The sequence below is a fragment of the Halomonas sp. NCCP-2165 genome, assembly GCF_023708045.1.
GTDB lineage: Bacteria > Pseudomonadota > Gammaproteobacteria > Pseudomonadales > Halomonadaceae > Bisbaumannia > Bisbaumannia pacifica.
In genome coordinates, this window is record NZ_BRCY01000007.1 from 61,960 (window position 1) to 87,155 (window position 25,196).

The window sequence follows — 25,196 nt, forward strand, 5'->3', positions numbered from 1 at the left end:
GACGACCGCGACGCCGCCCATCGGGCGGCGTCGTCAGTTCTGCCGGCCGAGGGCCTGGACCTCGCGGCCGGCGCGGGTCAGCAGGGTGCGGATCCAGCGGTGCGCGGGGGCGTGATGCTGGCGGTCGTGCCACAGCTGATAGAAGCGCATCGGCGGGAAGTCGATGGGGCAGGAGCGAATGGTCAGCGGCAGCAGCCGGGCGAAGAAGCTCGCGAAGTGGCGGCTGGTGGTGAAGATCAGGTCGCTCTCCTGGAGCAGGTAGGGGGCCAGGCCGAAGGACTGCACCTCGACCACCTCGTGGCGCTCCAGGCGCAGGCCGGTCAGGTAGCGGTCGATGACCCCGCGCTGGCTGCGGGAGTAGGGCAGGGGCACCACATGCTCCGCGTCCAGGTAGGTCTCCTGGGTCAGGGCCGGCTCGGCGGCCAGGGGGTGATCCTCGGCCATCAGGCAGACGATCTCGTCTTCCAGCAGCATCGACAGGTGCATGCGCTCCGGTGGCTCCGGCCAGTTGCCGATGACGATATCTAGTTCGCCCTCGGCCAGGGCCGCCTCGAAGTCGTAGTCGGGCCCCAGGGCATGGACGGAGAGGCGCGCCTGGGGCGCCTCGTCGCGCAGCATGCGCACCGCCGTGCGCATGAAGATCGGTGCAAGGTAGTCCGGGGCGCCGATGCGGAACTGCTGGCGGCTGCTGGCCGGCTCGAACTCCGCCGGCGACTCGGTGAGGCGGTCGATCTCGGCCAGGGCGCGGCGGGCATGGGGCAACAGCTCCAGGGCGCGCTCGGTGGGCACCATACCGCCCTTGTCGCGGACCAGCAGCGCATCGTCGAAGATCTCGCGCAGTTTCTTCAGGGCGGCGCTGATCGCCGGCTGCGACTGGTGCATCAGGATCGCGGTGCGCGACACATTGCGTTCGTCCAGCAGCAGGCAGAGTACCCGCAGCAGGTAGGTGTCCAGTGGATCCTTGTTTCGGTTTGCCATCAGGGCCCCTCGGATCATCGTCTTGTTGGTAGCGTGGCGCGGGCCGCTCTCGGCGGCCGGCCGATCGTCCATTATGTATACACTGTGTCGTAGATAATAACGACAATTGCAGGCGACAATCCAATCGGGCGCGACGTATCTCCCCCTTCGTGGGGCGCAAAGCGCCCCGCTCGAGGGAATCGCCCCTAGCCCAGCAATAGCAGGCTAGCCAGCCAGCCGAGACTCAACAACAGCAGAAACAGGATGGCGGCGAGGAGCAGGGGCCGCAGGCCCAGGGCGCGTAACCTGTCCAGGCGAGTCTCGTAGCCCAGGGCCGCCATGGCCAGGGTCAGGGCGATCCGGCCGAGTTCCGTCAGGCCGTGATGCAAGGCAGGTGGCAGGCTGACCAGGCTGTTGACCCCGACCATGGCGACGAAGCCGAAGGCGAACCAGGGCACCGGCGCCGCCGAGGCCGTGCCCGGGTGCTCCGATGACCGATGCCAGTGGCGTGCCAGGAGCAGCAGGAAGGGCACCAGCAGCATCACCCGCAGCAGCTTGACCACCAGGGCGTTGGCCAGGGCCTCGGGGCCCACCGCCTCGCCGGCGGCCACCACCTGAGCGACCTCGTGGAGGGTCGCGCCGATATAGATGCCGAAGAGCCCCTCCGACATGCCGCTGAACGGATAGAGCAGCGGGTAGAGCAGCATCGCCAGGCTACCGAAGAGCACCACCGTGGCCACCGCCATGGCGGTGGCGGCGGGCCGGGCGCGGATGGTGCTCTCGGTGGCCAGGATGGCGGCGGCGCCGCAGATGGCGCTGCCGGCACTGGTCAGCAGCGCCGTCTCGCGATCCAGCCCCAGCCCCCGGGTCCCCAGTAGGTAACCCAGCGTCAGCACCGTCACCATGATCAGCAGGTCCAGCACCACGACCCCAGGCCCCAGGGCGAAGAGCTGCTGCAGGGTCAGCGACAGGCCGAACAGCACGATGCCGGCGCGCAGCAGGCGGCGACTGGCGAAGGTCAGGCCGGCGGCGGGATCGCCCAGGCGCCGGCCCAGGGCGAGGTTGCCGGCCACCATCCCCAGCAGCAGGGCGATAACCAGCGGGGAGATGCCGCGCTCGGCCAGGGGCGGCAGGGCGGCCAGGGCGAGGCCGGCGGCGGCGAGCAGGCCGCTGATCAGGAGTCCCGGAAGCATGATGTCCTCATCCATGATTAGGTGGTGAGGGCATCTTAGGGACTGATAGTATTCTTGGTTATCAGTAAATAACGAAAAGTCTTTTCGGAAAAATCGATATGAGACCCGCGGTCAGCTTTCGCCAGCTCCGAGTCTTCGTCGCGGTGGCACGCCTCGGTACCCTGAGCGCCGCCGCCCGTGAGCTCTGCCTCTCCCCCTCGGCCACCAGCGAGGCCCTGGCCGAACTGGAACGCCGCCTGGGGGTCGCCCTCTTCGACCGGCCGGGGCGGCGCCTGACCCTCAATGCCCTCGGCCAGGAGCTGTTGCCACGGGCCGAGCGGCTGCTGGAGGGCGTCGAGGAGTTCGTGGCCACGGCCCGGGAGCCGGAAGGGGAGCTGCGCGGCAGGCTGGTCGTGTCCGCCAGCGCCACCGTGGGCACCTACCTGCTGCCCGGCCTGGCGGGGCGCTTCAACGAGGCCCATCCGGGAGCGGAGCTGCGCCTGCGGCTACGCAACTCCCGGGAGGTGATCGATGAGGTGCTGCGCCTGGAGGCGGATCTCGGCCTGATCGAGGGGGAGTGTCGGGAGCCCAGCCTGATCAGCGAGCCCTGGTGCGAGGATCGCCTGGTGATCGTGGCCTCCCCCCGGCACGCCCTGGCCGCGATGGAGCACCTGGACGATGCCGCCCTTGCGCGGGGCCCGTGGATCCTGCGGGAGCCGGGCTCGGGAACCCGGGCGGTCTTCGAGGCGGCGATGCGCGGGCGCGCGTTGACGCCGCGGGTCGCCATGGAGCTGGGCCAGCACGAGGCGATCAAGCAGGCGGTGCGTGCCGGCCTGGGGCTGGGCTGCCTGTCGGAATTCTGCGTGGCCGGGGAGCTGGCCCGGGGCGAGCTGGTGGCCCTCTCCAGCGACCTCGGCCTGCGACGCCGCTTCTCCCTGATCTGGCATCCGCGGCGCTACCGCAGTCCGCTATGGCAGGCCTTCAAGGTGGCCCTGCGGGACCATGGTGCCGGGAGCCTGGCGGCTCCCGGCGGGGCCTGAGCCTCAGGCGCCGACGATACCGCCGTCTTCACGGCTGATCGCCAGGGTGGCGGAGCGCGGGATGGCGTCGCCGCCGTCCGGCCAGTGGCTGGCGTAGTCGCCGGCGGCGAAGGCGGAGGCCTCGGTGGTGGCGCCGGGGTGCTGGACATTGACGAAGAGGGTGCGCCGGTCCGGGGTCATGGTCACCCCGGTGATCTCCTGGCCGATGGGGCCGGTCAGGAAGCGCTTGAGCTCGCCGCTCTCGGGGTTGGCCACCAGCATCTGATTATTGCCGAAGACCTCGTAGATGCCATCGTTCATCACCGACTCGCTGATATCGGTCTGGATCCACAGGCGGCGCTCGGCGTCCATCCACAGGCCATCCGGGGAGGCGAGGATGGCGTCGTCGCCGAGGGGCGCGCCGTTCGCATCGCGACCGCTGTCCCGGTCGCCGGCCAGCAGGAAGATATCCCACTGGAAGCGGGTGGCGTCCTGCCCGCCCGCTTCCCGCCAGCGGATGATATGACCGAAGGTGTTGTTGGCCCGCGGGTTGGCGGCGTCCTCCTGGCCCGGCTCCCGGCGGGTGTTGTTGGTCAGGGTGAAGTAGACCTGGCCGCTGGCCGGGTCCACGGCGCCCCATTCGGGACGATCCATCCTGGTGGCGCCGGCGGTGTCGGCGGCGGAGCGGGCATTGACCAGGATATCGGCGAGATCCGCGAAGCCGTTCTCCGGAGTCAGGCCGTTCTCGCCGGGGGCCAGGGCCAGCCACTCGCCGCTGCCGTCGGCGTGGAATTTCGCCGCATAGAGGGTGCCCTCGTCTAGCAGCGAGCCATCCGCGGTGGCGGCGTGATAGGGGCGCGCCGAGACGAACTTGTAGATGTACTCGAAGCGGGCGTCGTCGCCGGAGTAGCAGACCACCGGCTCGCCCTCCACCGCCGGGGCGAAGACCACCCCCTCGTGGGCGAAGCGCCCCAGGTGGGTGCGCTTGATGGGCGCGGCCTCGGCATCGAAGGGGTCGATCTCCACCATATAGCCGAAGGCATGTGGCTCGTTGCGGTAATCCTCGGCGGCGGAGGCACCCCGCGGGGTGGCATCGAAGCGCAGGAATTCGTCGGCGCCGCCGGCGGCCTTGTGCCACTGGTAGCGGCTGGTGTCGCGGCGGGTGATGCCGTAACGGGCCTGGCGGCGGTCGATGGTCTCGGCGCGATTGGCGAAGTAGCCGGCCCAGTTCTCCTCCGAGGCCATGTAGGTGCCCCAGGGGGTGACTCCGTTGGCGCAGTTATTGAGGGTGCCGCGGGTCATGCGGCCGTCCGGGCTGTATCGGGTGATGACATGCTCGCTGCCCGCCACCGGTCCGGCCAGGCGCATCGGCGTCAGGCCGGTGACGCGGCGGTTGTGAGCGTCCTTGATCAGGTGCCACTGGCCATCGTCGCCGCGCCGCAGGTGCACGATGGAGACGCCGTGGGCATGGATCTCCCGGCGCACCTGGTCGGCGTCGCGGCTCCCGTCGGGGTGCTCAGGGAAGCCGCCGGAGTCCAGCGCCAGTCCCGCGGCGGCGGCGTGCATGAAACGCGGCTCGATATATTCGTGGTTGAGTACCAGCAGGCCCTCGTCGGAGCGGCCATCGAGGGGGAAGAAGTGCATGCCGTCGTGGTGGCTGCCCACCTGCTGGGCCTGGTCGTCGGCGCCGTTGTCGGGGGCGAAGTCGGGCGTCCCCTCGGCCAGGGAGGTGCCCCAGGGGATCATCGTCTGGACCCGATACCCCTCGGGCACCACCACCGCATCGGCGCGGCCGGTGGGGATGGCGGCGAAGCCCAGGCTCGGGCCGCGGCCACCCTGGCCGGCGAAGGCGCCGCCGAAGGGCAGGCTGGTGGCCATGGCGCCGGCCACGGCGGCGGCCAGGCTGCCGCGCAGCAGGCTGCGCCGGCTCAGCCGGGTCTCGAGGATATCGCCGAAGTAGGCGTTGCCGGAGGCATTGCTCTGGGGCTCGTCGCCGGCGGCCAGTACCGGGTCCGTGGTGCCAGGAAGCTGCGGAGTCATGGTCGGTTCCTTGTGAATAACGACTGGGCAGTCCCGTATCCTCGCCATCCCCCGTTGCAATCCGATGAAAGGACCTAGCCTCCCCACCACAGCAGCAGCGCCAGCAGGGCGAAGTGACCGGGGTACCAGGTCCGCCATAGCCAGCGGGGCGGGGGCCAGGCCAGGCGGGGCAGGCCGGCCCCGGCCACCCCCAGGGTCAGCGCTACGCCGGCCAGGGCGAAGGCGCTGGCCTGGAGTCCCGGGTTGAGCAGGACGGCCACCGCCAGTGCCGGCAGGCGTGCCATCCACCGCCGTGCCGGAGCGGCCGCTTGATAGGACAGCGCCAGCATCAGCGCCGGCACCAGCGCCAGGCCGGCATGGCCGAACTCCACCCAGAAGCCCAGTGCCCACCAGAGGACCAGGGAGAGTGCCAGCCCCATCCGGGGGGATGCCCCGTGGGCCCAGGGCGGCGTCTCCCGCTCGGTCAAAGCGCCCCTGGCCCAGTGGGCCCAGGCCAGGCTCGCCGCCAGGGTAACGCAGACATTGAGCAGGTAGGGGGCCTCGGGACGCGGCATCAGCGCATAGGGCCACTGGGCCAGGAGGCCGATCAGCAGGATGCGCCGGGCATAGCGCAGCGGGTCCCGGCTGGTGAAGGTGCCGTGCCAGGCCACCATGGCGGCGAACAGCGGAAAGGCCAGGCGTCCCAGGCTCTCCGGCCACCAGGCCAGGGCGCTCCCGGGGCCGAACAGGTGGCGCGCCAGATGATCGAGGCTCATGGTTAGCAGGGCCAGCCACTGGGCCCAGGCGATCCAGCGGGAATCGACGTTGGTCATGGGGGCTCCCGAGTTCAGGGCCCCGACCATAGCGCCGGCCGGTGCCCTTGTCATCGGCGGGCGCGTCGCAACAGCCTGAGGCCGTTGGCCACCACCAGCAGGCTGGCGCCCATATCGGCGAAGACCGCCATCCACAGGGTGGCGTGGCCGCTGAAGGCGAGCCCCAGGAAGAGCACCTTGATGGCGATGGCGAAGGCGATGTTCTGGATCAGCACCCGCCGGGTGGCCCGGGACAGGGCGACGAAGCGCGGCAGCTTGCGCGGGTCGTCGTCCATCAGCGCCACGTCGGCGGTCTCGATGGCGGCGTCGCTGCCGGCGCCGCCCATGGCGAAGCCGATATCGGCCCGGGCCAGGGCCGGGGCGTCGTTGATGCCGTCGCCGACCATGCCGATGCTGGCCTGGCTCGCCTTCGCCTCGATCAGGCGCAGCTTGTCCTCCGGAAGCAGCTCCCCCCGGGCCTCGTCGATGCCGGCCTCGGCGGCGATGGCGGCCACGCTATGGCGGTTGTCGCCGGAGAGCATCAGGGTCTGGATGCCCAGGCGGTGCAGCTCGGCGATCGCCTCGTGGCTGCCGGCCTTGAGGGGGTCGCTGACCGCGAACAGCGCCAGGGGGCGGTCGCCCTCGCCGAGGATCAGCGGGCTCTGCCCCTGGGCCTCCAGGGGCGCCAGGCGGGGTTTCAGGCGGTCCGCCGCCACGCCATGCGCTACCGCCAGGCGGCGATTGCCCAGCCACAGCCGGCGCTCGCCGAGGCTCGCCTCCACGCCCAGGCCGGGGCGCTCGACGACGGCGTCCAGGGCCTCGGCCAGGCCGTCGGAACGCGCGGCGGATGGCTCCTCGGATAGCGCCGCCGCCAGGGCCCGGGAGACCGGGTGATTGGAACGCCCGGCCAGGGCCCATGCCAGCCCCGCCGGCGACTCGTCGGTGTCGCCGGTGCCCCAGGCCTGCCAGTGGTGCAGGCGAGGCTTGCCCTCGGTGAGGGTGCCGGTCTTGTCGAAGGCCAGCCAGGTCAGGCGATGGCCCTGCTCCAGGAAGTGGCCGCCCTTGATCAGGATGCCGGAGCGGGCCGCCGCGGCCAGGCCGCTGACGATGGTCACCGGGGTGGAGATCACCAGGGCGCAGGGGCAGGCGATCACCAGCAGCACCAGGGCCCGGTAGATGCCTTCCAGCCAGGCGCCGCCGAACAGCGGCCAGGCCAGGGCGGTGGCGATGGCCAGGGCGAACACCAGGGGCGTATAGACGGCGGCGAAGCGGTCCACCAGCCGTTGGGTGGGCGCGCGGCTGGCCTGGGCCTCCTCCACCGCGTGGATGATCCGCGCCAGGGTGGTGTCATCGGCCCGCCGGGTGGTGCGGTAGTCGAACTCGCCCTGCTGGTTGATGGTGCCGGCGAAGACGATATCCCCCGGGCCCTTGTCCCTGGGCAAGCCCTCGCCGGTGATGGGCGACTCGTCCAGGGCGCTGCGGCCGCCGAGGATCTCGCCGTCCAGGGGCACCCGCTCCCCGGGGCGCACCCGTACCCGGCTGCCGAGGAGCACCGCCTCGGCAGCCACCTCCCGCCAGTCGCCGTCGTCCTGGCGCACCCGGGCCGTGGCCGGGGCCAGGTCGAGCAGGCCGCGGATGGCGTCCCGGGCGCGACCCAGGGAGCGCGCCTCGATGCGCTCGGCCAGGGTGAAGAGCACCAGCACCATGGCCGCCTCCGCCCATTGGCCGATCAGCAGGGCCCCGGTCACCGCCACGCTCATCAGCGCGTGGATATTCAGGCTGCGATGGCGCAGGGCGATCCAGCCCTTCTTCCAGGTGGCGAGCCCGGCCAGGCCGATGGCGGCCAGGGCCAGCAGGGGCGGGGCCCAGCCAAGCGTCGGGACGAACCAGTGCAGCAGCTCCGCGGCCAGCGCCAGGGCGGCGGCCAGGCTCAGCCGGCCCCAGCCCTCGGCGGGCGGCGAGGGCGGCGCCTCGGCGGTCGCATCGTCCAGCGGTTCGGCGTTCATGCCGGTGGTGGCGATCCGCGCCTGGATCGCCGCTTCATCGGCGCCGTCGTGGGCGACGGTCAACACCCGGCGGATCAGGTCGAAGCGCAGCGCCAGGATGCCCGGTTCATCGGCCAGGGCGCGGCGCAGCAGCGCCTCCTCGGTGGGACAGTCCATGGCGGCGATATGCAGGCGCAGGGTCCGGGCATCGTCGGGTAGCGGCGTCTCGGTGGCGTCGGTGCGCGGCTGGCCGCCGCAGCAGGAGGTGGTCATCCGTGTGACTCCCTGGTGAGCTTGGGGTAGGCTCGAAGTACACACCCTGTAGCCACTACAGGGTCAAGGGGGGGGAAGGAAGCCCAGGGGATAAATCGAGGAGGATAAGGATGCGTATCGGAGAGCTGGCCCGCCAGAGCGGTTGCGGGGTGGAGACCATCCGCTACTACGAGCGGGAGGGGCTCCTGCCGGCGCCCGCCCGCAGCGCCGCCAACTACCGCCAGTACGGCGAGCGCCACGTCGAGCGGCTGGCCTTTATTCGCCACTGCCGGGCCCTGGACATGACCCTGGAGGAGATCCGCACCCTGCTGGCCTATCACGACCATCCCGAGCGACCCTGCCACGAGGTCAATGGCCTGATCGATGCCCACCTGGCCCATGTGGCGGCGCGGATTCGCCAGCTCCAGGCCCTGGAGACGGCCCTGGTGACGCTGCGGGCACGCTGCAACGGCGTGGCCGAGGCCGAGGCCTGCGGGATTCTTCAGGAGCTCTCGCGGCCCCTGGGCGAGGACGAGCTACCCGCCCCGGGGGAGGGCGCCCACCTGCCCGGCGCCCATGGATAAGCGAGCGGACAAAAAAAAGCCCCCGGCCATGGCCGGGGGCGTGGAGCGGTAGCGCCTTTACTCTTCGCCGAAGTAGCGCTGGTAGATCTCGTCGTAGGTGCCGTTATCGCGCAGGGTGGCCAGGGCCTCGTTGAAGCGCTCGGCCAGTGCCTCATCGCGCTGGCGGAAGGCGATGCCGAAACCGTCGCCGAAGTACTCCTTGGGCTCGGTGATCTTCTCGCCCACCACGACGTAGTCGCGCTCTTCGCTATCCAGCAGGGTGGACTTGCCCACCGGGTAATCGAGGAAGACGATGTCCAGGCGCTCGGCTTCCATGTCCAGCACCATGTCGTCGGCGGTGGAGTAGCGGCTGACGCTGGCCACGTCGCCGAACAGGTCGGTGACATAGTTGTCCTGCAGGGTGCCGCGCTGCACGCCGATGGCCATGCCTTCCAGGGTCTCGGCATTGGCCGCCTCGACGCCGCTCTCCGCGGGGGCGAACCAGGCGCTGGGCGGGGTGAAGTAGGGGTCGGAGAAGAGCACCGTCTGGCGCCGCTCGTCGTTGATGGTCATGGACGACATGATGGCGTCGTAGTTGCGCGACATCAGGCCGGGGATGATGCCGTCCCACTCCTGGACGATCCATTCGCAGGTGATACCCATCTCCTCGCAGAGGGCATTGCCCAGGTCGATATCGAAGCCGGTCAGCTCGCCGCTGGGCAGACGATACTCCATGGGCTCGTAGGGCACGTCGACGCCGAAGCGCACGTGGTCGTAGTCCCGGGCCTGGGCGCTGCCGGCGACCAGGGCGGCGCCGAGGATGGAGACAGTCAGCAGTTTTTTCATGATGCGTTTCCCTGTTGTTCTAGAGGATTGAACCAGTATGGCGATCAAGGCCAAGGTAGCGCAGCTTGATGACTCCCGGAAGGGGGCCAAGGCCAATTTCCCAACGTTTGTTTGACGCCGGCCGAGGCCGGCGAGTTCAGGCCGGCCTGAGGTGAGCCAGCAGGCGTTTCTCCAGGAAGCGGAAGAAGTAGAGGATGGCGAAGGTCAGGCAGAGATAGATCGCCGCCACGAAGAGGAAGGCCTCGAAGGGCGCGTAGTAGCGCGCATAGACGAAGCGGGCCGCCCCGGTGAGGTCCATCAGGGTCACCACGCTGGCGATGGCGCTGGCGTGGAGCATGAAGATCACCTCGTTGCCGTAGGCCGGCAGGGCGCGGCGGAAGGCGCTGGGCAGGATGATACGCCGCATCATCAGCGCCTGGGACATGCCATAGGCCCGGGCCGCCTCGATCTCGCCCCTGGGGGTCGCCTTGATGGCGCCGCGGAAGATCTCGGTGGTGTAGGCCGCGGTGTTGAGGGTGAAGGCGATCAGCGCCGGGTAGAAGGCCTCGCGCAGCATCGGCCACAGGAAGGTCTCCTGGATGCCGTCGAAGAACACCACCCCGTAGTAGATCAGGTAGAGCTGGATCAGCAGTGGCGTGCCGCGGAACACATAGGTGTAGGCGTAGATCGGCAGGCTGATCCAGCGTCGCCCGGAGCTGCGCCCGATGGCCAGGGGGACCGCCAGCACTAGGCCGGCCAGCAGCGACAGGAAGACCAGTTGGGTGGTGGTCACCAGGCCTTCCCAGTAGTAGCCGAGGGTCTGGGGGGTGAAGATCAGGTTGTCGGATAGCAGCTCGTTGAGCCAGGTCGTGAGTTCCATGTTCAGTGCTCCCCGAAGCCGACGTTGTAGCGTTTCTGCAGGCGGGCGAAGGCCCACTCGGAGACGCTGGCGATCATGAGGTAGATGACGGCGACCGGGATCAGGAAGGTGAAGGGCTCATGGGTGGCCCGGGAGGCCTCGGCGGCGACCCGCACCATGTCCGAGAGCCCGATCACCGAGACCAGGGCGGTGGTCTTGAGCAGCACCATCCAGTTGTTGGAGAGTCCCGGCAGGGCGTGGCGCATCATCTGCGGGAAGCGGATGCGCCGAAACACCAGCCAGTTGCTCATGCCGTAGGCCTTGCCTGCCTCGATCTGGCCATGCTCCACGGCCAGGAAGGCGCCGCGGAAGGTCTCGCACATATAGGCGCCGAAGATGAAGCCGATGGTCAGTACCCCGGCGGCGAAGGCATTGAGGTTGATAAACAGGTCGATGCCGGTGCGGTCGTAGAGCAGGTCGGTGAGCAGGTTGAGGCCCATCTGGCCGCCGAAGAACAGCAGCAGCATCAGCACCAGGTCCGGCACCCCGCGAATCACGGTGGTATAGAGGGTGGCGGTCTTGTGCAGCAGCCAGCTGCGGGACATCTTGGCGCTGGCCGCCAGCAGCCCCAGCACCAGGGCCAGCAGCAGCGACAACAGCGCCAGCTGAAGGGTCACCCCGGCGCCTTCCAGCAGCCGTGGGCCATAGCCGTGCAGGTCTAGCATGATCGTCTCCCGCTCAGTACTTGGGCGCCAGGAACTGCTTCAGGCGCGGCGATTGCGGGTTGTTGAGCACGTCGTGAGGCGCGCCGGCCTCTTCCACCAGGCCCTCGTGGAGGTAGATCACCTGGCTGGAGACGTCCCGGGCGAAGCTCATCTCGTGGGTCACCACCACCATGGTGCGGCCCTCTTCGGCCAGGTCGCGCATCACCTTGAGCACGTCCCCCACCAGCTCCGGGTCCAGCGCCGAGGTGGGCTCGTCGAAGAGCATCACTTCCGGGTCCATGGCCAGGGCCCGGGCGATGGCGCCGCGCTGCTGCTGGCCACCGGACATCTGCGCCGGGTAGGCGTTGGCGCGATGGGAGAGGCCGACCCGCTCGAGCAGGGCGTGGGCCTGGTCGATGGCCTCCTTCTTGGGCTTGCCGAGCACATTCACCGGGGCCTCGATGATGTTCTCCAGCAGGGTCATGTGCGACCAGAGGTTGAAGCCCTGGAAGACCATGGAGAGCTTGGCGCGCATGCGTACCACCTGCTTCCAGTCGGCGGGCTCGCGACCATGCTTGGTCTGCTTGAAGCGGATCTCCTCGCCATGCACGATCAGGTCGCCCTCGTCGGGCTGCTCCAGCAGGTTCATGCAGCGCAGGAAGGTACTCTTGCCGGAGCCGGAGGCCCCGATCAGGGTGATGACGTCGCCCTGCTTGGCTTGCAGGGAGAGGCCCTTGAGGACCTCGGTGTCGCCGAAGCGTTTCTTGATATTACGAACTTCCAGCGGTAACGGCGTTGCGGCCATAACTCGGCTCCAGGTCGGGATGGCCATCCGGGGATGGCGATTTCAGCATGGCGGATGCGAAAGGCTGGCGATTCTACCAGCCCGGGCATCCCCTGACAGAGTGCGGTCGAGTCGGCGCTATACGACTTTCGTCTAGGGGTGGGGTGGGGGTCATGGATGCTTTTCCTCTAACTTGTTGTTGTAAATATAATTAATTTCCCAAGTTCTTGCGTTTGTCTAGCGTTAATCGCTGCCCTCCGGTACCGGGCCGGGCCTCACCAGCAGGGCGGCCCGGGCGCCGATCTCCACCCTGGCATTGGGGAAGACCACCGCCAGGGGCGTGTCGCCGACCCGGAAGTCGCCGGCCTCGGCATCGCTGGCCAGCAGGCTGCCCGGGGCGAACTCGGTGAAGTTCGCGGTCTCGTCGGCGAAGTGCAGGCGAAAGTCCTGGGAGCGGCGCATCAGTTCGTGCTCGACCCGGAAGAAGGCCAGGGTGGCGGGATCTTGCCCCGGGGGCTCGCGGCCCTCGACCAGGGCCTCCAGCAGGCCACGCATGGGGCGCAGGGCCACCAGGTCGTTGTCGCCGAAGGGCGCCACCTTGCCCAGCTCCAGGGTGAAGGCCTGGGCGCCGTGGTAGTGCTTGGAGTAGTGGGAGAAGGTCCAGCTGTGCTGGTGCTGGTGGAGTACCGCCTGGAGGCCGGCGGCGGCCAGCCAGCGCCACTGCTCGGCAGCGGTGCGGGCCTCGGCATGGGGCTCCACCGCGAAGCGCGGGAAGCGGCTGTCGCGGATGGCGGTATGCAGGTCATAGTGCAGGCGCGGGGCACCGGCATGGCGGGCGTAGAAGGCGTCCACCGCCGCCATCAGGGCGCGGGCCCGGTCGGGCTCGTCGCCCTGGCGATCCTGGCCGCGCTGGAAGAGGCGGTTGAGGTTGGTGTCGATAAAGCGCTCGCCGGCGCGAATGGCCGGCAGGTTGCCGAGGATCAGCAGGACCGGCGCGCCGAGGCGCAGCTGGCCGGCTTCCAGGCGCGACAGCAGCTCATCCAGCAACTCGATGGGGGCGGTCTCGTTGCCGTGCACGCCCACCGAGATCACGCAGGCCCGGGCCTGGGACTGGGGCTGGCTGGGCAGCAGCTCGAGGATGCCGGGTGCCCACTGCCGATAGTGGCCGAAGGGCAGCCGCCCTTCGGTGTCGGGGACCCGTTCGGCGAGGGTGAGATCGATCCATTGACTGAGCATAGGGCGCCTTCTGTGCTTGCCGTTCCGTGTCGGCACCATCTCCAGCTTTGCTGGCGACGACAAGCGTCGGGGTCGAGACGATGAAAAAGCCGGTGCCATCCTGTAACTCCCGGCCCCTCGGCGGAAGGGGGCGCGGCGGGGCCCGTCGACAATCGAGGGCGCCCAGGCGGAAAGGCGTGCCGGAAGGCCCCGCCGCCCTGGCCGCCGGGAGCATGGCGAGTGGTGTGAGCCTAGAGCCGGCTGGCGATGGCCCGTCCCAGCGCCTGGGTGGTGCCGGTGCCTCCCACATCCGGTGTCAGAATGCGCTTGTCGCCCTCGGCGAGCACCGCCTCGAAGGCGCCGACGATGGCGTCAGCGGCCTCCCGGTGCCCCAGGTGCTCGAGCAGCATGGCGCCGGACCAGATCTGGCCGATGGGGTTGGCGATGCCTTGGCCGGCGATATCCGGGGCGCTGCCGTGTACCGGCTCGAAGAGGCTGGGGAAGGTCCCCTCGGGGTTGATATTGGCCGAGGGGGCCACGCCGATGGTGCCGGTGCAGGCCGGGCCCAGGTCGGAGAGGATATCGCCGAAGAGGTTGCTGGCCACCACCACGTCGAACCAGTCCGGGTGCATCACGAAGTTGGCGGTGAGGATATCGATATGGAACTGGTCCACCGCCACCTCCGGGTAACGCTCGCCCATGGCGGCGACCCGTTCATCCCACCAGGGCATGGTGATGCCGATGCCGTTGGACTTGGTGGCCGACGTCAGCTTCTTCCTGGGGCGTGAGCGGGCCAGCTCATAGGCGAACTTCAGCACCCGGTCGGTGCCGTGGCGGGTCATCACCGTTTCCTGGATGACGATTTCCCGCTCGGTGCCCTCGAACATCTTGCCGCCGACGCTGGAGTACTCCCCCTCGGTGTTCTCGCGCACCACATAGAAGTCGATATCGCCGGGCTCGCGGCCCGCCAATGGGCTCTGGATGCCGGGCAGCAAACGGCAGGGGCGCAGGTTGATGTACTGGTCGAAGCGGCGCCGGAACTGCAGCAGCGAGCCCCACAGGGAGACGTGATCCGGCACCGTCTCGGGCCAGCCCACGGCGCCGTAATAGATGGCATCGAAGCCCTGGAGGGTCTCGAACCAGTCGTCGGGCAGCATCTGGCCATGCGTGGCGTAGTAGTCGCAGCTGGCGAAGTCGAAGGCCTCGAGTTCCAGGTCGAGGCCGAAGCGCCGCGCCGCCGCCTCGAGGACGCCTACCCCCTCGGGCATCACCTCCTTGCCGATACCGTCGCCGGGAATTACCGCGATACGTTGTGCCATGCCGACCTCCTCTGTGTGGGAAATTCCGCCAGTCTAGCAGCCCGTCCGGTCCGGGAGGACGCCCCCCGCGTTGAACATTAGGCCATTATTATTGATCAGAGGCGTGTCGCCTCCGGCCGCCGTCCGGTCGGGGGCCCGCCTCGACTATCTTGAACGGCAGGGCCCCCCGGCGCGTGTTGCCGCGGCCGACCCTCGTCGTTGCGTCCCAGGGAGAGTGCCCGTGAAGGTGATGATGTTCACCAATACCTACCAGCCCATCGTGGGGGGCGTCAGCGAGTCGGTGCTGCGTCTGACCCGTCGCCTGCAGGCCCAGGGTCACCGGGTGCGGGTGGTGGCGCCACGCCTGGCGGGGCAGCCCGAGGCGGAGCCGGACGTGGTGCGGGTGGCCGCCGTGCAGCACTTCAACGGCAGCGATTTCTCCCTGCCGGTGCCGATTCCCGGCCGGCTCCACGAGGCGATCGAGGCCTTCGCGCCGGATATCCTGCATTCCCATCACCCCTTCCTGCTGGGCGATACCGCGGCCCGGGCCGCCGAGACCTATGGCCTGCCGCTGGTCTTTACCCATCACACCCTCTACGAGCACTACACCCACTATGTGCCCGGGGACTCGCCGCGCATGCGGCGCTTCGCCATCGCCCTGGCGACGCAATACACCCGCCTCTGCGACGAGGTGATCGCCCCCAGCGAGAGCATTCGCGACCTGCTGCTGGAGCGCGGCGCCAATCCCCACCTCAGCGTGGTACCCAGTGGCGTCGATACGGCGCGCTTCGCCCGGGGCCGGGGCGAGGGCTGGCGGCGACGCCTGGGGATTCCCGCCGCCGCCCCGGTGGTCGGCCACCTGGGGCGCCTGGCCCGGGAGAAGAACCTCGACTTCCTCGGCGAGGCCCTGGCCCTGGCCCTGGTGCGGGAGCCTCGGCTGCATGCCCTGGTGGTGGGCGAGGGGGAGGCGCGGCACGGCCTGGTAGCGAGCGCCGGGCGCCGGGGCGTGGCGGGGCGGCTGCACTTCACCGGGGGCCTGCAGGGCCAGGCGCTGATCGATGCCTACCACGCCATGGATCTCTTCGCCTTCGCCTCCCATAGCGAGACCCAGGGCATGGTGCTGGTGGAGGCCATGGCCGCCGGCCTGCCGGTGGTGGCCGTGGATGCCCCCGGGGTGCGGGAGGTGGTGGTCTCGGGGCACAACGGCCGGTTGCTGGCCGAGGACGATGTCGAGGCCATGGCGACGGCGCTGCTGGCGCTGAGCGAGGCATCGGCGCGGGGCCCGCTGCGGGAGGGCGCCCTGACCACGGCGGCGGCCTACGACGAGGCCCGCTGCGCCGAGCGTTGCCTGGCGGTCTACCGGCGCGCCATCGCCCGGGGCGGCCCCTTCACCCGCGCCGACGAGAACGGCTGGCAATGGATGCGCCACCGCCTGGAGGCCGAGTGGCGGATGCTGCGCCATCGGGGACGGGTACTGGGGCAGCTGGTGCAGACGGAGTGGGACCGGGAACGCCCCGCCTGGTGGCCCGGCGAAGAGGAGGACGAGGACAAGGTGGAGCCGAAGTAGGGGCTCGACCTGGCCGGGCTCCGCGCGGCTCCCGGTGGCTGGCCCGGCGAAGAGGAGGACAAGGTCGCGCCGCAGTAGGGGCCTTAGCGCCGCCGGCGATGCTCCGCCCAGCGCTTCAGTCCCGCCAGCAGGAGGATGCCGGCGAGCAGGCCGAGGCCGCCCCAGAGCAGCTCCTGACGGCTCTCGGCGGTAAGCAGTTTCCCCAGTTGGCTGCCCAGCAGGGTGACCCCGGCGAGTCCCGGGACGATGCCGAGGGTGGAGCCGATCAGGTAGTCGCGAAAGCGCAGCCGGAAGGCCCCCGCCAGCATATTGGTCAGGGTGAAGGGGGCCAGGGGCAGCAGGTTGATCAGCGTCATGGTGCGGATGCCGCGCCGCGACAGGTAGCGGGAGAGGCCGCGCAGGCGCGACCCGCCGTGGCGCAGCAGCGCCTCGCGGCCCAGGCGGCGGCCCACCCACCAGGTCAGCGCCGAGGCCGCCAGGGTGCCGGCCAGGGCATAGGCGAAGCCCCACCAGGGGCCGAACAGCAGGCCGGTGACCGCCACCAGCAGGCTCAGCGGAAACATCACCAGGCTGGCGCCGGCGTAGATCGCCATCAGCGTGGGCAGCGCCCAGGGGCTGTGGCGCCAGGCCAGGCCGCCCCGGGCCAGGGCCTCCAGGCGCGCCGCCTCGAGCAGGCCGCTATGGGCCAGCCACTGCCAGGCGAGCCCCAGGGCGACCAGCGCCACCAGCAGCAGGGGCAGCACCAGCCGGCGGCTCATGGGCTCGGCGCCTCGCTCCGGGGCAGCCGGGCCAAGGGGTCCTGACGGAAGTAGTCGCGCAGCAGGCTATAGAGGCCGGGATAGGCCCGGCTCAGGGTGTCCGGGGCGGTGAAGAAATACTCGCAGCAGACCGCGAAGCACTCCCCGGGGTGGCTTCCGGCGTAGTCGTCGATGGGCGTGGCATCGCCGCGTGCCAGGCGCGCCTGGAGGTCGTCCCAGACGGCGGTGAATTCGCGGTGCCAGGCTTTCGGGTCGATATCGCGGGGCAGCGGCGGGAAGCCATCCACGTCCTGGGAGTTGCCCAGGTCGAGCTTATGGGCCAGCTCGTGGATCAGCACATTGAAGCCCGCGAAGTCGCCGCTGGCCATCAGGTCCGGGTAGGCCACCACCACCGGGCCCTGGTAGGAGGTCTCGCCGGCCCGCTCGTCGTCGTACTCGTGCATCACCCCGGCCTCGTCCATCTCCTCGACCCGGCGCTGGAAGGCCTCGGGGAGGACCAGGATCTCGTGGACATTGGCGAAGGCCTCCTGGTGCTCGGCCTGCGACCAGCCCAGGGTCAGCAGGCAGGCCTGGGCGGCCAGGGCCAGTCGGGCGGGGAGGTCGAAGGGCGTCGTCGCGGCGAGTTCCGGGTGCAGGCTCAAGCGCTTGTGGTGGGCGAAGTGCCAGGCGCGCCGCCCCAGCCGCTCGGCCTCGGACTCACTCAAGGCGGCGAGCAGCGGCAGCCGCGCCCGGGCCTCCGCCCAGGCGGCGTCGGGGAAGGGGTGGCGGGTCGCGAAGCGTCGCTCCCGCCACTGGCGCAGCCGCCCGAGCATGGCCTCAGGCCTCCTCCTGCCGGCCCCCGGATGGCCGGCCCCCGGACTTCCAGCTCCAGTCGCGCAGGCGCAGGTCGAAGAGGTCCTTGCGGCGATCCTTGAGGTTGGTCACCGAGCCCTCGTTGCGCACCACGGTGAGGCGGGTCAGGTCCAGGTCCGAGAACATGATCATCTCGGTGTTGGGGGTGGTCTCCGCCAGCACGGCGTCGTGGGGGAAGGCGAAGTCGGAGGGCGAGAACACCGAGGACTGGGCGTACTGGATGTCCAGGTTCTCGATGGAGGGCACGTTGCCGACGCTGCCGCACAGCACCACGTAGCACTCGTTCTCGATGGCCCGGGCCTGGGCGCAGTGGCGAACCCGCAGGTAGCCGTTCTTGGTGTCGGTCCAGAAGGGCACGAAGAGGATATCCATGTCCTGCTCGGCGAGCAGCCGGGAGAGCTCGGGGAACTCCACGTCGTAGCAGATCTGGATGCCCACCCGGCCGGCGTCGGTATCGAAGACGCGCAGCTCGTCGCCGCCCTCGATCACCCAGTCGCGGCGCTCCTGGGGGGTGATATGCAGCTTGTGCTGGTGCTCCAGGGTGCCGTCCCGGTGGCACAGGTAGCTGACGTTGTAGAGGCGGTCGTCCTCGCCTGCCTCGATCATCGAGCCGGCGACGATATTGATGTTGTAGGCCACCGCCATGCGCGACAGCTCGGCCTTGAATTGCTCGGTGAAGCCGGCCAGGAAGCGGATGGCGGCCATCTGGTCCTGCTGGGCGGCGCGGTCCTGGAGGCCCATCAGCGGGGCATTGAAGAGCTCCGGGAAGACCGCGAAATCGCTCTGGTAGCCGGACAGCGCATCGACGAAGTACTCCACCTGCTGGAGCACCGATTCCACCGAGTCGAACTCGCGCATCTGCCACTGCACGGCGCCCACCCGCACCTGGGTCTTGCGCGACTCCAGCACCCGCTCGGCGGGCTCGAAGAGGATATTGTTCCACTCCAGCAGGGTGGCGAAGCCCTGGGACTTCTCGTCCTCCGGCAGGTACTTGCGCAGCAGCCGCTTGACCTGGAAGTCGTTGGCCAGTTGGAAGGAGAGGATGGGGTCGTGGAGCTCGCGGCGGGCCACCTTGTCGATGTACTCGCTGGGGGAGAGCTCCTCGGCGTATTCGTGGTACTGGGGGATGCGTCCGCCGGCGAGGATCGCCCGCAGGTTCATGGAGCGGCACAGCTCCTTGCGCGCCTCGTAGAGGCGCCGACCCAGGCGATAGCCCCGGTAGGCCGGGTCGATCAGCACGTCCAGGCCGTACATGGCGTCGCCGTCGGGCTCGTTGAGGATCACCTCCCGGGAGCCGATCAGGTCGTCGTACCGGTGGGGGTTGGAGAAGGTGTCGTAGTCCACCAGGGCGGTAAGGGCCACGCCGACGATCACCTCGTCGTCCTCGATCACCAGCTGGCCGTCGGGAAACTCCTGCACCAGCCTGTCGATGGTGAGCTTGGGCCAGGCCCCGCCGATATCGTCATAGACCTTGTCCATCAGCGTCTTGAGCTGGGGGTAGTCCTCCACGGTCAGGTTGCGCAGGTTGAGGTGCAGTTCGTCGAGGGACATGGCGGCGACTCCTGAGCGGGGGGAATTAGGCGGAGTCTAACACGGCCGCCGCGGCTCGCCGCGAGCCGCGGCGGCCGTCTCCGGAGGGGCGCGCAGCGGCCGGGTCAATGTCTGGGCCATCAGCACCCCGGCCAGCGTCAGGCCGCCCCCCAGCAGGTGGTGGGCGCCCAGGCGCTCGCCGAGGAAGACCATGGCGATCAGGGCGCTGAACAGCGGCATCAGGTTGATAAAGATGCTCGCCTTGCTGGCGCCGATCTGGCCGATGGCGCGCATCCACAGGAAGGTGGTGATGATGGAGGCGGGGATGCCGGCATAGAGGATCAGCCAGGCATTGCCGCCATCCACCGGGGTCATGGGGCCGAGCAGATAGCCCGGCAACAGCAGCAGCACCGCGAAACAGATCTGGGCATAGAGCAGCACCCAGGGCGAGAGCCCCAGGGACCAGCGCCTGAGCATCACCCCGTAGCCGGCGTAGCAGGTGGCGGCCACCACCATCAGCGCGTCGCCCCTGGCCACCTCCAGGGCCAGCAGGCTACGCGGGTCTCCCTGACCCAGCAGCACCAGCACCCCGAACAGGGCGATCACCCCGCCGATCACCCCGCCCAGGCTGGGCGGCTCGCGCAGGATCAGGGCGCTGAGCAGCACGGTGAGCAGTGGCACCATGGCGGCGAGGATCCCCATGTTGGTGGCGCTGGTGGTCTCGGCGGCCATATAGGCCAGCCCCTGCCAGAGGCCCATGCCCAGGGCACCCAGCACGGCGAGCTTGGGCCACTCGCGGCGGATGATGGCCCGGGCCCGCCAGGCGGCGGGCAGCAGGAAGGGCGTCAGCACCAGCAGGGCCAGCAGCCAGCGCAAGAAGGCGATGGAGCTGGGGGCGATGGCGCCCACGCTGAGCTGGTTGATGGTCATGTTGCCGGACCAGATCAGCACGGTGCCCAGCGGCGGCAAGAGATAGAGCAGTGGCATCAAGACCTCGTCGGATGTGGGTAGGGTCCGGGACGCTGACAGGCCCCCTGAATCATACCCGGCAACCAGTAAGGAGGCTAATCAAGTGCGCGCCAGGAGGGAAGCGGCCAAGTGGCGTTGGGAGACCGCCGAGACGTCTCGCCGTCAGCCGCCTAGACTGGGGGCTATCTCGTCGTCAGAGGATGTGCGGATGAAGGCATCGGGCCAACCCGGCACGCACGCCGCGGCCAGCGATATGCAGACCGACTATGTGGTCGGCCAGGACAATATCGAGGGGCAACTGGGTCCCATCGGTTTCGATATCCACAACCGGGTCTTCGTCGTCTCGGCGCTGGCCTCGCAGGTCTTTATCCTGCTGACCCTGCTGTTTCCGGAGCGGGCGGGGAACCTCTTCCAGTCCATCGTCGGTTTCGCCACCGGCAGCCTCGACTGGTATTTCATGATCGTGGTGGATTTCTTTATCCTCTTCAGCCTGGCGCTGGTGGTCTCGCCCTATGGCGCGATTCGCCTGGGTGGGCCGGACGCCCGACCGGACTATGGTTACCTCTCCTGGTTCGCCATGCTGTTCGCCGCCGGTATCGGTATCGGCCTGCTGTTCTTCGGCGTGCTGGAGCCGGTCTACCATGCCAATGTCTCCCTGCCCCTGGGCATCGCCTCCCCCTTCGGCGCCGATGGGACCTTGGCTTCCGAGGCGATTCCCGAGGCCACGGCCCTGGGCCTGGCCGGTACCTACCTGCATTGGGGCATTCACGGTTGGGCGGTCTATGTGGTGATGGCCCTGGCGCTGGCCATTTTCACCTATAACAAGGGGCTGCCGTTCTCGATCCGTTCGGCCTTCTACCCGATCCTCGGCGAGCGGGTCTGGGGCTGGTGGGGCCATGTCATCGATATCCTGGCGGTCTTCTCCACCCTCTTCGGCCTGGCCACCTCCCTGGGCCTCGGCGCCCAGCAGGCCAATGCGGGAATGAACTTCGTCTTCGGGCTGGAGGTGAATGTCACCACCCAGGTGATCGTGATCCTGCTGGTCACGGCGGTGGCCCTGGTCTCGGTATGGCGCGGCCTCGACGGCGGCGTCAAGAAGCTCTCCGAGATCAATATGGCCATGGCGGTGCTGTTCTTCTGCTTCGTGCTGTTCGCCGGCCCGACCCTGGTCGCCCTGAGTGGCTTCTGGACCGGACTCACCACCTATGTGATGGAGTTCGTGCCGCTCTCGGCGCCCTTCGGCCGTGACGACGATGCCTATCGTCAGGCCTGGACGGTCTTCTACTGGGCCTGGTGGATCAGCTGGGCGCCCTTCGTCGGCATGTTTATCGCCCGGGTCTCCCGAGGGCGCACGGTGCGCGAGTTCGTGGTCTGCGTGCTGCTGATTCCCAGCCTGTTCATCTTTCTCTGGATGGGCGTGTTCGGCGCCACCGCCCTCGATCAGCTCTATGCCGATCCCGCCGGCAGCCTGGTCAAGGACTATGTGATCGATACCTACCGCCCCGAACTGTCGCTGTTCGGCATGCTCAACGAGCTGCCGCTGACCGGCCTGATGTCGACCCTGGGCATCATCCTGGCGCTGATCTTCTTCGTCACCTCGTCGGATTCCGGCTCCCTGGTGATCGACACCATCACCGCCGGCGGCAAGATCGATGCGCCGCGGCCCCAGCGCATGTTCTGGGCCACGGTGGAGGGCTTGATCGCCATCGTGCTGCTGCTCGGCGGCGGCCTCTCGGCGCTGCAGGCCGGGGTCACGGCCACGGCGATTCCCTTCTCCCTCGTCATGCTGCTGATGTGCTACACCATCCTCAAGGCGCTGCATGGCGAGCTGAGGCGCCGTTAAAGGCGAACGGCAACGCCAATAACGCACCGCCCCCGCTGCCAGGCAGCGGGGGCGGTGTCGTCTCTCGATGCGGGGCCGGCTTAGATAATGGCGGCGATGCCCGCCTTGGCCACCTGGGCGTCCTGGTCGGACTTGACCCCGGAGACGCCCACGGCGCCGATCACCTGGCCGTCGACGAGTACCGGCACGCCGCCCTCCAGCAGCCCCTCCAGGGGAGCGGAGAGGAAGGCCGTGCGACCGCCGTTGATCATGTCTTCGAAGACCCGGGTCTCCTTGTGGCTCAGCGCCGCGGTGCGTGCCTTCTGGGCGCTGACCATGGCGGTCATGGGAGCGGCACCGTCCAGGCGGCGCAGGCCCAGTAGCTCGCCGCTGTCATCGGCGATGGCGACGGTGATGCGCCAGTCGTTGGTCTCCGCTTCACGCTGCGCGGCGTCGAGGATGGCATTGACCTCCTTGAGTCCGAGTACGTTCTTGGTCTGCATGTTTGCGTCTCCTTGGAGTTATCGAAGTTGAGAATGGCATGGCTCACCGGAAATTGTTGGGGTGGCTCCCTAAGCCGCGAATACAGGGAGTCGACCTGAAATTGTTTGGTGGAAATTATTTCCAATGTACACGCTTGGGAGGGGAATGCCAGCCATGGAAAGGCGCATTTCGGTCTCCCGGGGCGGGGAAGGCTGCGACGGATAGTCGCGGATAGGGCGGGTGCTTAGTTAACTAATTTCTTGCCCGGGATGGCGATGCCCAAATGGCCAGGATAGGCTGGAAACGATGAGGCCTCTTCGGCAATCGGCGATATCAGGAGATAACGATGACGCGATGGCTCTATGACCTGCGCGGCCGCGACGAGAGACTGCGGTTTTCCCCCTACTGCTGGCGGGTCAAGTATGCCCTGGCCCACAAGGGACTCGAGTACCGGACACGGCCCTGGTGCTTCCGGGACAAGGAGGCGCTGGCCTTCTCCGGCCAGGGGGCGGTGCCGGTGCTGGTGGATGACGAGACGGTAATCGGCGACAGCTACGAGATCCTGCGCTATCTGGATCGCACCTATCCCCAGGCGCCCTTGCTGGGGGAGGGGCCGGCCGAGGCCCGGGCGCGCTTCTTCAAGCACTACGCGGAGCGGGCCCTGGCGCCGGCCATCATGCGCACCCTGATCATGGACCTCTATCAGGCGGTGGACCCCGGCGACCGGGACTACTTCCGGGCCAGTCGCGAGAAACGCTTCGGGCGCAGCCTGGAGGAGTTTCATTCGCCGGTGCAGGGGCTGGCGCAGCTCGATCGGGCCCTGGAGCCGCTGCGCGGCCAGCTCGAGGCGAGTGACTATCTGGACGGGGCGGCACCGGCGGCGGCCGACTATATGGTCTTCGGCGCCTTTATGTGGGCGCGCTGCGTCTCCAATGCCGACCTGGTCTCCAACGCCGACCCGGTGCATGCCTGGGTCGAGCGGATGCTGGACCTTTATAGCGGCCTGGGGCGCCGGGCCCTGCGGGTCAGCGATCTGGAGGATGCCTACCGCTGATACCGGGAGCCAGCGATCAGGAGGGCGCCTAGTGTGGCAGCGCCCGGGCCGGCGAAGCCTCGGTGAGCGCTGCCCCGCCGTCGTGGGGTGCCTCGTCCCGCCAGGCCGCCGGTACCTGCTGGCGCAGGAAGTCGAGCAGGGCGGTCACCTTGCGTGGTTGGCGACCATAGGGGTAGAGCAGGCTCACCGCCAGGCTGGGGGGGTGCCACTCCGGCAGGCAGAGGCTCAGCTCGCCGGGATGGTGCGCCTCGCGACCCGCCGCCAGCCAGTTGGGAATCACGCCCAGCCCCTGGCCCCGGGCGATGGCGTCGATATGCAGGGTGCTCTGGTCGACCCTCAGCCGCGAGTGGGGGGGCGTGAAACGATACTCGCCCCGGTGGGGGTGTTGCAGGAGCAGGCCGGCCTGAGTCGTCCCCAGCAGGTCGACCCAGGCATGACCGGCCAGCTCCCGGGGGTGGCCTGGGGTGCCATGGCGGCTCAGGTAGTCGGGGTGGGCATAGAGTCCCTGGGTGAGGCGCCCCAGGGTTTCCTGGCGCAGGCCGCACTCGTCGAGCGGACCCAGCCAGACCCAGATGGCATCCTCGTCGGGCCCCGATGGCGGCGCGGCGGGGTGGCCCAGGGTCAGTCGAATGCCGGGATGGCGTGCCAGGAAGACATCCATATGACGGGCCAGCCAGGCGCGTGCCAGGGCCTGATGGACCTTCACCGTGACCCGGCCGCTGACCTCCTCGCGCAGCTCGTCCAGGCGACGCTGCCCCTGCTCGGCCAGGTCGAGGATCTGCCGACAGTAGTCATGGAACAGCAGCCCGGCCTCGGTGGGAATCAGCCGGTTGGCCTGGCGGCGCAGCAGGGGTTGGCCCAGGCGCGTCTCGAGATGGCTGATGCGGCGGCTCAGGGTCGACTTGGCCACCCCCAGCCGCTGGGCGCCGGTGGCGAGGTTGCCATATTCCATCACGATGGCGAAGGCGTGGAGTTCCTGTAGGTCATGCATGGCGGCGCGTCCGACTGGCCAGGGCAAGGGATCCGGCGGGCAGTCTCTCATGAAACGCCTTGATTGAAAATTATTATCCAATGAGATCGAGTGTCGTTGATATTCCGGGGCTGTCGGCAAGGAGCGATATTTTCGTTATTGCACTGCACAAAACGCCTTGCTATGCTGCAATGCAACAGGAGGGATTGTCCTCCGTTGCCCAAGACCACCAGGAGGTGTTCGATGTCGACTTCAAGCTTCGATCAAGCCGCTCAGCAGTTCGATTCCCTGTTCTTCGGCCCGGCGCGTGCCTACGCCGCCCTGAGCCTGGACTACACCGAAAAACTGGTGGCCGCCCAGTTCGATGCCGTCAAGGCCTATTCCGAGCTGAGCCTGACCCAGGCGCGTGCCGTGCTCGACGTCAAGGACGCCGATGGCCTGCGCAGCTATGTGGAAGGTCAGCAGAAGGTGGCCAAGGACCTGAGCGAGCGCCTCAAGGGCGATGCCGAGAAGGTCGTGGCCATGAACCAGGAATTCCTGCAGGAAGGCCAGAAGCTGGTGGAGGAGAGCGTCAAGAGCGCCTCCAAGGCTAGCGCCACCAGCGCCAAGGCCGCCGCCAAGTAACGGCGCCTCGCGATCCGGCTCGGGCGATGCCCGGGCCTCGAACGGGCCGCCACCCTCCGGGGTGGCGGCCCGTTGCGTCGTGGACCGCGGCCATCGACGTCAG

23 protein-coding genes are annotated in these 25,196 nt (G+C 68.8%); 6 read left to right on the forward strand and 17 right to left on the reverse strand.

Going from position 1 to position 25,196, the window contains the following annotated elements; genetic code table 11:
* Positions 1 to 33 precede the first annotated feature (33 nt).
* Positions 34 to 978 carry a LysR substrate-binding domain-containing protein gene (locus NFU04_RS05620; protein ID WP_251308523.1) on the reverse strand — a complete coding sequence of 315 codons (945 nt, stop codon included), beginning with the start codon at positions 976 to 978 and terminating at the stop codon, positions 34 to 36.
* A 185-nt stretch (positions 979 to 1,163) separates the two neighbouring features.
* Complete coding sequence (locus NFU04_RS05625) at positions 1,164 to 2,150, reverse strand: YeiH family protein (RefSeq protein ID WP_251308524.1); 987 nt, start codon at positions 2,148 to 2,150, stop codon at positions 1,164 to 1,166.
* 98 nt (positions 2,151 to 2,248) lie between these two features.
* On the opposite strand from NFU04_RS05625, the gene NFU04_RS05630 reads away from it, so the two are divergent.
* Positions 2,249 to 3,169, forward strand: a complete 921-nt coding sequence (locus NFU04_RS05630; RefSeq protein WP_251308525.1) for a LysR family transcriptional regulator — start codon at positions 2,249 to 2,251, stop codon at positions 3,167 to 3,169.
* Between the two features lie 3 nt (positions 3,170 to 3,172).
* Here NFU04_RS05630 and NFU04_RS05635 read toward each other — a convergent pair whose 3' ends face one another.
* The 3 genes from NFU04_RS05635 to NFU04_RS05645 form a co-directional block, all read right to left on the reverse strand.
* Entirely contained in the window at positions 3,173 to 5,188 is a 2,016-nt protein-coding gene (locus tag NFU04_RS05635; protein ID WP_251308526.1) for a PhoX family protein, read from the reverse strand.
* A gap of 74 nt (positions 5,189 to 5,262) precedes the next feature.
* Positions 5,263 to 6,000: a TraX family protein gene (locus tag NFU04_RS05640; RefSeq protein ID WP_251308527.1), complete on the reverse strand. Its 738-nt coding sequence runs from the start codon at positions 5,998 to 6,000 to the stop codon at positions 5,263 to 5,265.
* Positions 6,001 to 6,050: 50 nt separating this feature from the next.
* The gene (locus NFU04_RS05645; RefSeq protein ID WP_251308528.1) at positions 6,051 to 8,237 is read right to left on the reverse strand and encodes a heavy metal translocating P-type ATPase; all 2,187 of its coding nucleotides are present in this window, start codon (positions 8,235 to 8,237) and stop codon (positions 6,051 to 6,053) included.
* A 110-nt stretch (positions 8,238 to 8,347) separates the two neighbouring features.
* On the opposite strand from NFU04_RS05645, the gene cadR reads away from it, so the two are divergent.
* Complete coding sequence (gene cadR / locus NFU04_RS05650; RefSeq protein WP_251308529.1) at positions 8,348 to 8,800, forward strand: Cd(II)/Pb(II)-responsive transcriptional regulator; 453 nt, start codon at positions 8,348 to 8,350, stop codon at positions 8,798 to 8,800.
* Positions 8,801 to 8,857: 57 nt separating this feature from the next.
* On the opposite strand, the gene NFU04_RS05655 is transcribed toward cadR, so the two are convergent.
* From NFU04_RS05655 to NFU04_RS05680, 6 genes are all read right to left on the reverse strand, one after another.
* Positions 8,858 to 9,625, reverse strand: coding sequence for a transporter substrate-binding domain-containing protein (locus NFU04_RS05655; RefSeq protein ID WP_251308530.1), 768 nt, complete (start codon positions 9,623 to 9,625; stop codon positions 8,858 to 8,860).
* Positions 9,626 to 9,761: 136 nt separating this feature from the next.
* Positions 9,762 to 10,484 carry an ABC transporter permease gene (locus NFU04_RS05660; RefSeq protein ID WP_251308531.1) on the reverse strand — a complete coding sequence of 241 codons (723 nt, stop codon included), beginning with the start codon at positions 10,482 to 10,484 and terminating at the stop codon, positions 9,762 to 9,764.
* Between the two features lie 2 nt (positions 10,485 to 10,486).
* On the reverse strand, positions 10,487 to 11,188 hold the full coding sequence (locus tag NFU04_RS05665) for an ABC transporter permease (protein WP_146800616.1): 702 nt from the start codon (positions 11,186 to 11,188) through the stop codon (positions 10,487 to 10,489).
* A gap of 13 nt (positions 11,189 to 11,201) precedes the next feature.
* Entirely contained in the window at positions 11,202 to 11,972 is a 771-nt protein-coding gene (locus tag NFU04_RS05670) for an ABC transporter ATP-binding protein (protein ID WP_251308532.1), read from the reverse strand.
* Positions 11,973 to 12,194: 222 nt separating this feature from the next.
* A complete protein-coding gene (locus NFU04_RS05675; protein ID WP_251308533.1) occupies positions 12,195 to 13,187 on the reverse strand; it encodes a succinylglutamate desuccinylase in 993 nt (330 codons plus the stop codon).
* Between the two features lie 230 nt (positions 13,188 to 13,417).
* On the reverse strand, positions 13,418 to 14,485 hold the full coding sequence (locus NFU04_RS05680; RefSeq protein WP_251308534.1) for a tartrate dehydrogenase: 1,068 nt from the start codon (positions 14,483 to 14,485) through the stop codon (positions 13,418 to 13,420).
* 229 nt (positions 14,486 to 14,714) lie between these two features.
* Between NFU04_RS05680 and NFU04_RS05685 the strand changes: the two genes are divergently transcribed.
* Entirely contained in the window at positions 14,715 to 16,031 is a 1,317-nt protein-coding gene (locus tag NFU04_RS05685; RefSeq protein WP_251308578.1) for a glycosyltransferase, read from the forward strand.
* A gap of 83 nt (positions 16,032 to 16,114) precedes the next feature.
* On the opposite strand, the gene NFU04_RS05690 is transcribed toward NFU04_RS05685, so the two are convergent.
* Genes NFU04_RS05690 through NFU04_RS05705 form a run of 4 tightly spaced genes read right to left on the reverse strand, consistent with a single transcriptional unit; the run spans position 16,115 to position 20,158 of the window.
* Complete coding sequence (locus NFU04_RS05690; RefSeq protein ID WP_251308535.1) at positions 16,115 to 16,789, reverse strand: TVP38/TMEM64 family protein; 675 nt, start codon at positions 16,787 to 16,789, stop codon at positions 16,115 to 16,117.
* Complete coding sequence (locus tag NFU04_RS05695) at positions 16,786 to 17,601, reverse strand: M90 family metallopeptidase (RefSeq protein ID WP_251308536.1); 816 nt, start codon at positions 17,599 to 17,601, stop codon at positions 16,786 to 16,788. The genes NFU04_RS05690 and NFU04_RS05695 overlap by 4 nt, the downstream gene beginning before the upstream one ends.
* A gap of 4 nt (positions 17,602 to 17,605) precedes the next feature.
* Positions 17,606 to 19,192, reverse strand: a complete 1,587-nt coding sequence (locus NFU04_RS05700; protein ID WP_251308537.1) for a bifunctional GNAT family N-acetyltransferase/carbon-nitrogen hydrolase family protein — start codon at positions 19,190 to 19,192, stop codon at positions 17,606 to 17,608.
* 36 nt (positions 19,193 to 19,228) lie between these two features.
* The gene (locus tag NFU04_RS05705) at positions 19,229 to 20,158 is read right to left on the reverse strand and encodes a DMT family transporter (protein ID WP_251308539.1); all 930 of its coding nucleotides are present in this window, start codon (positions 20,156 to 20,158) and stop codon (positions 19,229 to 19,231) included.
* A 190-nt stretch (positions 20,159 to 20,348) separates the two neighbouring features.
* Between NFU04_RS05705 and NFU04_RS05710 the strand changes: the two genes are divergently transcribed.
* On the forward strand, positions 20,349 to 21,983 hold the full coding sequence (locus tag NFU04_RS05710; RefSeq protein WP_251308540.1) for a BCCT family transporter: 1,635 nt from the start codon (positions 20,349 to 20,351) through the stop codon (positions 21,981 to 21,983).
* An 80-nt stretch (positions 21,984 to 22,063) separates the two neighbouring features.
* Here NFU04_RS05710 and NFU04_RS05715 read toward each other — a convergent pair whose 3' ends face one another.
* Positions 22,064 to 22,465 carry a GlcG/HbpS family heme-binding protein gene (locus NFU04_RS05715; RefSeq protein WP_251308541.1) on the reverse strand — a complete coding sequence of 134 codons (402 nt, stop codon included), beginning with the start codon at positions 22,463 to 22,465 and terminating at the stop codon, positions 22,064 to 22,066.
* Positions 22,466 to 22,791: 326 nt separating this feature from the next.
* Here NFU04_RS05715 and NFU04_RS05720 point away from each other — a divergent pair, with 326 nt between their 5' ends.
* On the forward strand, positions 22,792 to 23,499 hold the full coding sequence (locus NFU04_RS05720) for a glutathione S-transferase N-terminal domain-containing protein (protein ID WP_251308542.1): 708 nt from the start codon (positions 22,792 to 22,794) through the stop codon (positions 23,497 to 23,499).
* Positions 23,500 to 23,527: 28 nt separating this feature from the next.
* On the opposite strand, the gene NFU04_RS05725 is transcribed toward NFU04_RS05720, so the two are convergent.
* Positions 23,528 to 24,490, reverse strand: a complete 963-nt coding sequence (locus NFU04_RS05725) for a LysR family transcriptional regulator (RefSeq protein ID WP_251308543.1) — start codon at positions 24,488 to 24,490, stop codon at positions 23,528 to 23,530.
* A gap of 222 nt (positions 24,491 to 24,712) precedes the next feature.
* Between NFU04_RS05725 and NFU04_RS05730 the strand changes: the two genes are divergently transcribed.
* Positions 24,713 to 25,093 (forward strand): phasin family protein, encoded by a 381-nt coding sequence (locus NFU04_RS05730; RefSeq protein ID WP_146800591.1) that lies wholly within the window; start codon positions 24,713 to 24,715, stop codon positions 25,091 to 25,093.
* The last annotated feature ends 103 nt before the right edge of the window (positions 25,094 to 25,196 follow it).

Bases quoted from the DNA above. Each gene is read 5' to 3' on its own strand.
- NFU04_RS05620 (WP_251308523.1), bottom strand. From the start codon at position 978: ATGGCAAACCGAAACAAGGATCCACTGGACACCTACCTGCTGCGGGTA.
- NFU04_RS05625 (WP_251308524.1), bottom strand. From the start codon at position 2,150: ATGCTTCCGGGACTCCTGATCAGCGGCCTGCTCGCCGCCGCCGGCCTC.
- NFU04_RS05630 (WP_251308525.1), top strand. From the start codon at position 2,249: ATGAGACCCGCGGTCAGCTTTCGCCAGCTCCGAGTCTTCGTCGCGGTG.
- NFU04_RS05635 (WP_251308526.1), bottom strand. From the start codon at position 5,188: ATGACTCCGCAGCTTCCTGGCACCACGGACCCGGTACTGGCCGCCGGC.
- NFU04_RS05640 (WP_251308527.1), bottom strand. From the start codon at position 6,000: ATGACCAACGTCGATTCCCGCTGGATCGCCTGGGCCCAGTGGCTGGCC.
- NFU04_RS05645 (WP_251308528.1), bottom strand. From the start codon at position 8,237: ATGACCACCTCCTGCTGCGGCGGCCAGCCGCGCACCGACGCCACCGAG.
- cadR (WP_251308529.1), top strand. From the start codon at position 8,348: ATGCGTATCGGAGAGCTGGCCCGCCAGAGCGGTTGCGGGGTGGAGACC.
- NFU04_RS05655 (WP_251308530.1), bottom strand. From the start codon at position 9,625: ATGAAAAAACTGCTGACTGTCTCCATCCTCGGCGCCGCCCTGGTCGCC.
- NFU04_RS05660 (WP_251308531.1), bottom strand. From the start codon at position 10,484: ATGGAACTCACGACCTGGCTCAACGAGCTGCTATCCGACAACCTGATC.
- NFU04_RS05665 (WP_146800616.1), bottom strand. From the start codon at position 11,188: ATGCTAGACCTGCACGGCTATGGCCCACGGCTGCTGGAAGGCGCCGGG.
- NFU04_RS05670 (WP_251308532.1), bottom strand. From the start codon at position 11,972: ATGGCCGCAACGCCGTTACCGCTGGAAGTTCGTAATATCAAGAAACGC.
- NFU04_RS05675 (WP_251308533.1), bottom strand. From the start codon at position 13,187: ATGCTCAGTCAATGGATCGATCTCACCCTCGCCGAACGGGTCCCCGAC.
- NFU04_RS05680 (WP_251308534.1), bottom strand. From the start codon at position 14,485: ATGGCACAACGTATCGCGGTAATTCCCGGCGACGGTATCGGCAAGGAG.
- NFU04_RS05685 (WP_251308578.1), top strand. From the start codon at position 14,715: ATGATGTTCACCAATACCTACCAGCCCATCGTGGGGGGCGTCAGCGAG.
- NFU04_RS05690 (WP_251308535.1), bottom strand. From the start codon at position 16,789: ATGAGCCGCCGGCTGGTGCTGCCCCTGCTGCTGGTGGCGCTGGTCGCC.
- NFU04_RS05695 (WP_251308536.1), bottom strand. From the start codon at position 17,601: ATGCTCGGGCGGCTGCGCCAGTGGCGGGAGCGACGCTTCGCGACCCGC.
- NFU04_RS05700 (WP_251308537.1), bottom strand. From the start codon at position 19,192: ATGTCCCTCGACGAACTGCACCTCAACCTGCGCAACCTGACCGTGGAG.
- NFU04_RS05705 (WP_251308539.1), bottom strand. From the start codon at position 20,158: ATGCCACTGCTCTATCTCTTGCCGCCGCTGGGCACCGTGCTGATCTGG.
- NFU04_RS05710 (WP_251308540.1), top strand. From the start codon at position 20,349: ATGAAGGCATCGGGCCAACCCGGCACGCACGCCGCGGCCAGCGATATG.
- NFU04_RS05715 (WP_251308541.1), bottom strand. From the start codon at position 22,465: ATGCAGACCAAGAACGTACTCGGACTCAAGGAGGTCAATGCCATCCTC.
- NFU04_RS05720 (WP_251308542.1), top strand. From the start codon at position 22,792: ATGACGCGATGGCTCTATGACCTGCGCGGCCGCGACGAGAGACTGCGG.
- NFU04_RS05725 (WP_251308543.1), bottom strand. From the start codon at position 24,490: ATGCATGACCTACAGGAACTCCACGCCTTCGCCATCGTGATGGAATAT.
- NFU04_RS05730 (WP_146800591.1), top strand. From the start codon at position 24,713: ATGTCGACTTCAAGCTTCGATCAAGCCGCTCAGCAGTTCGATTCCCTG.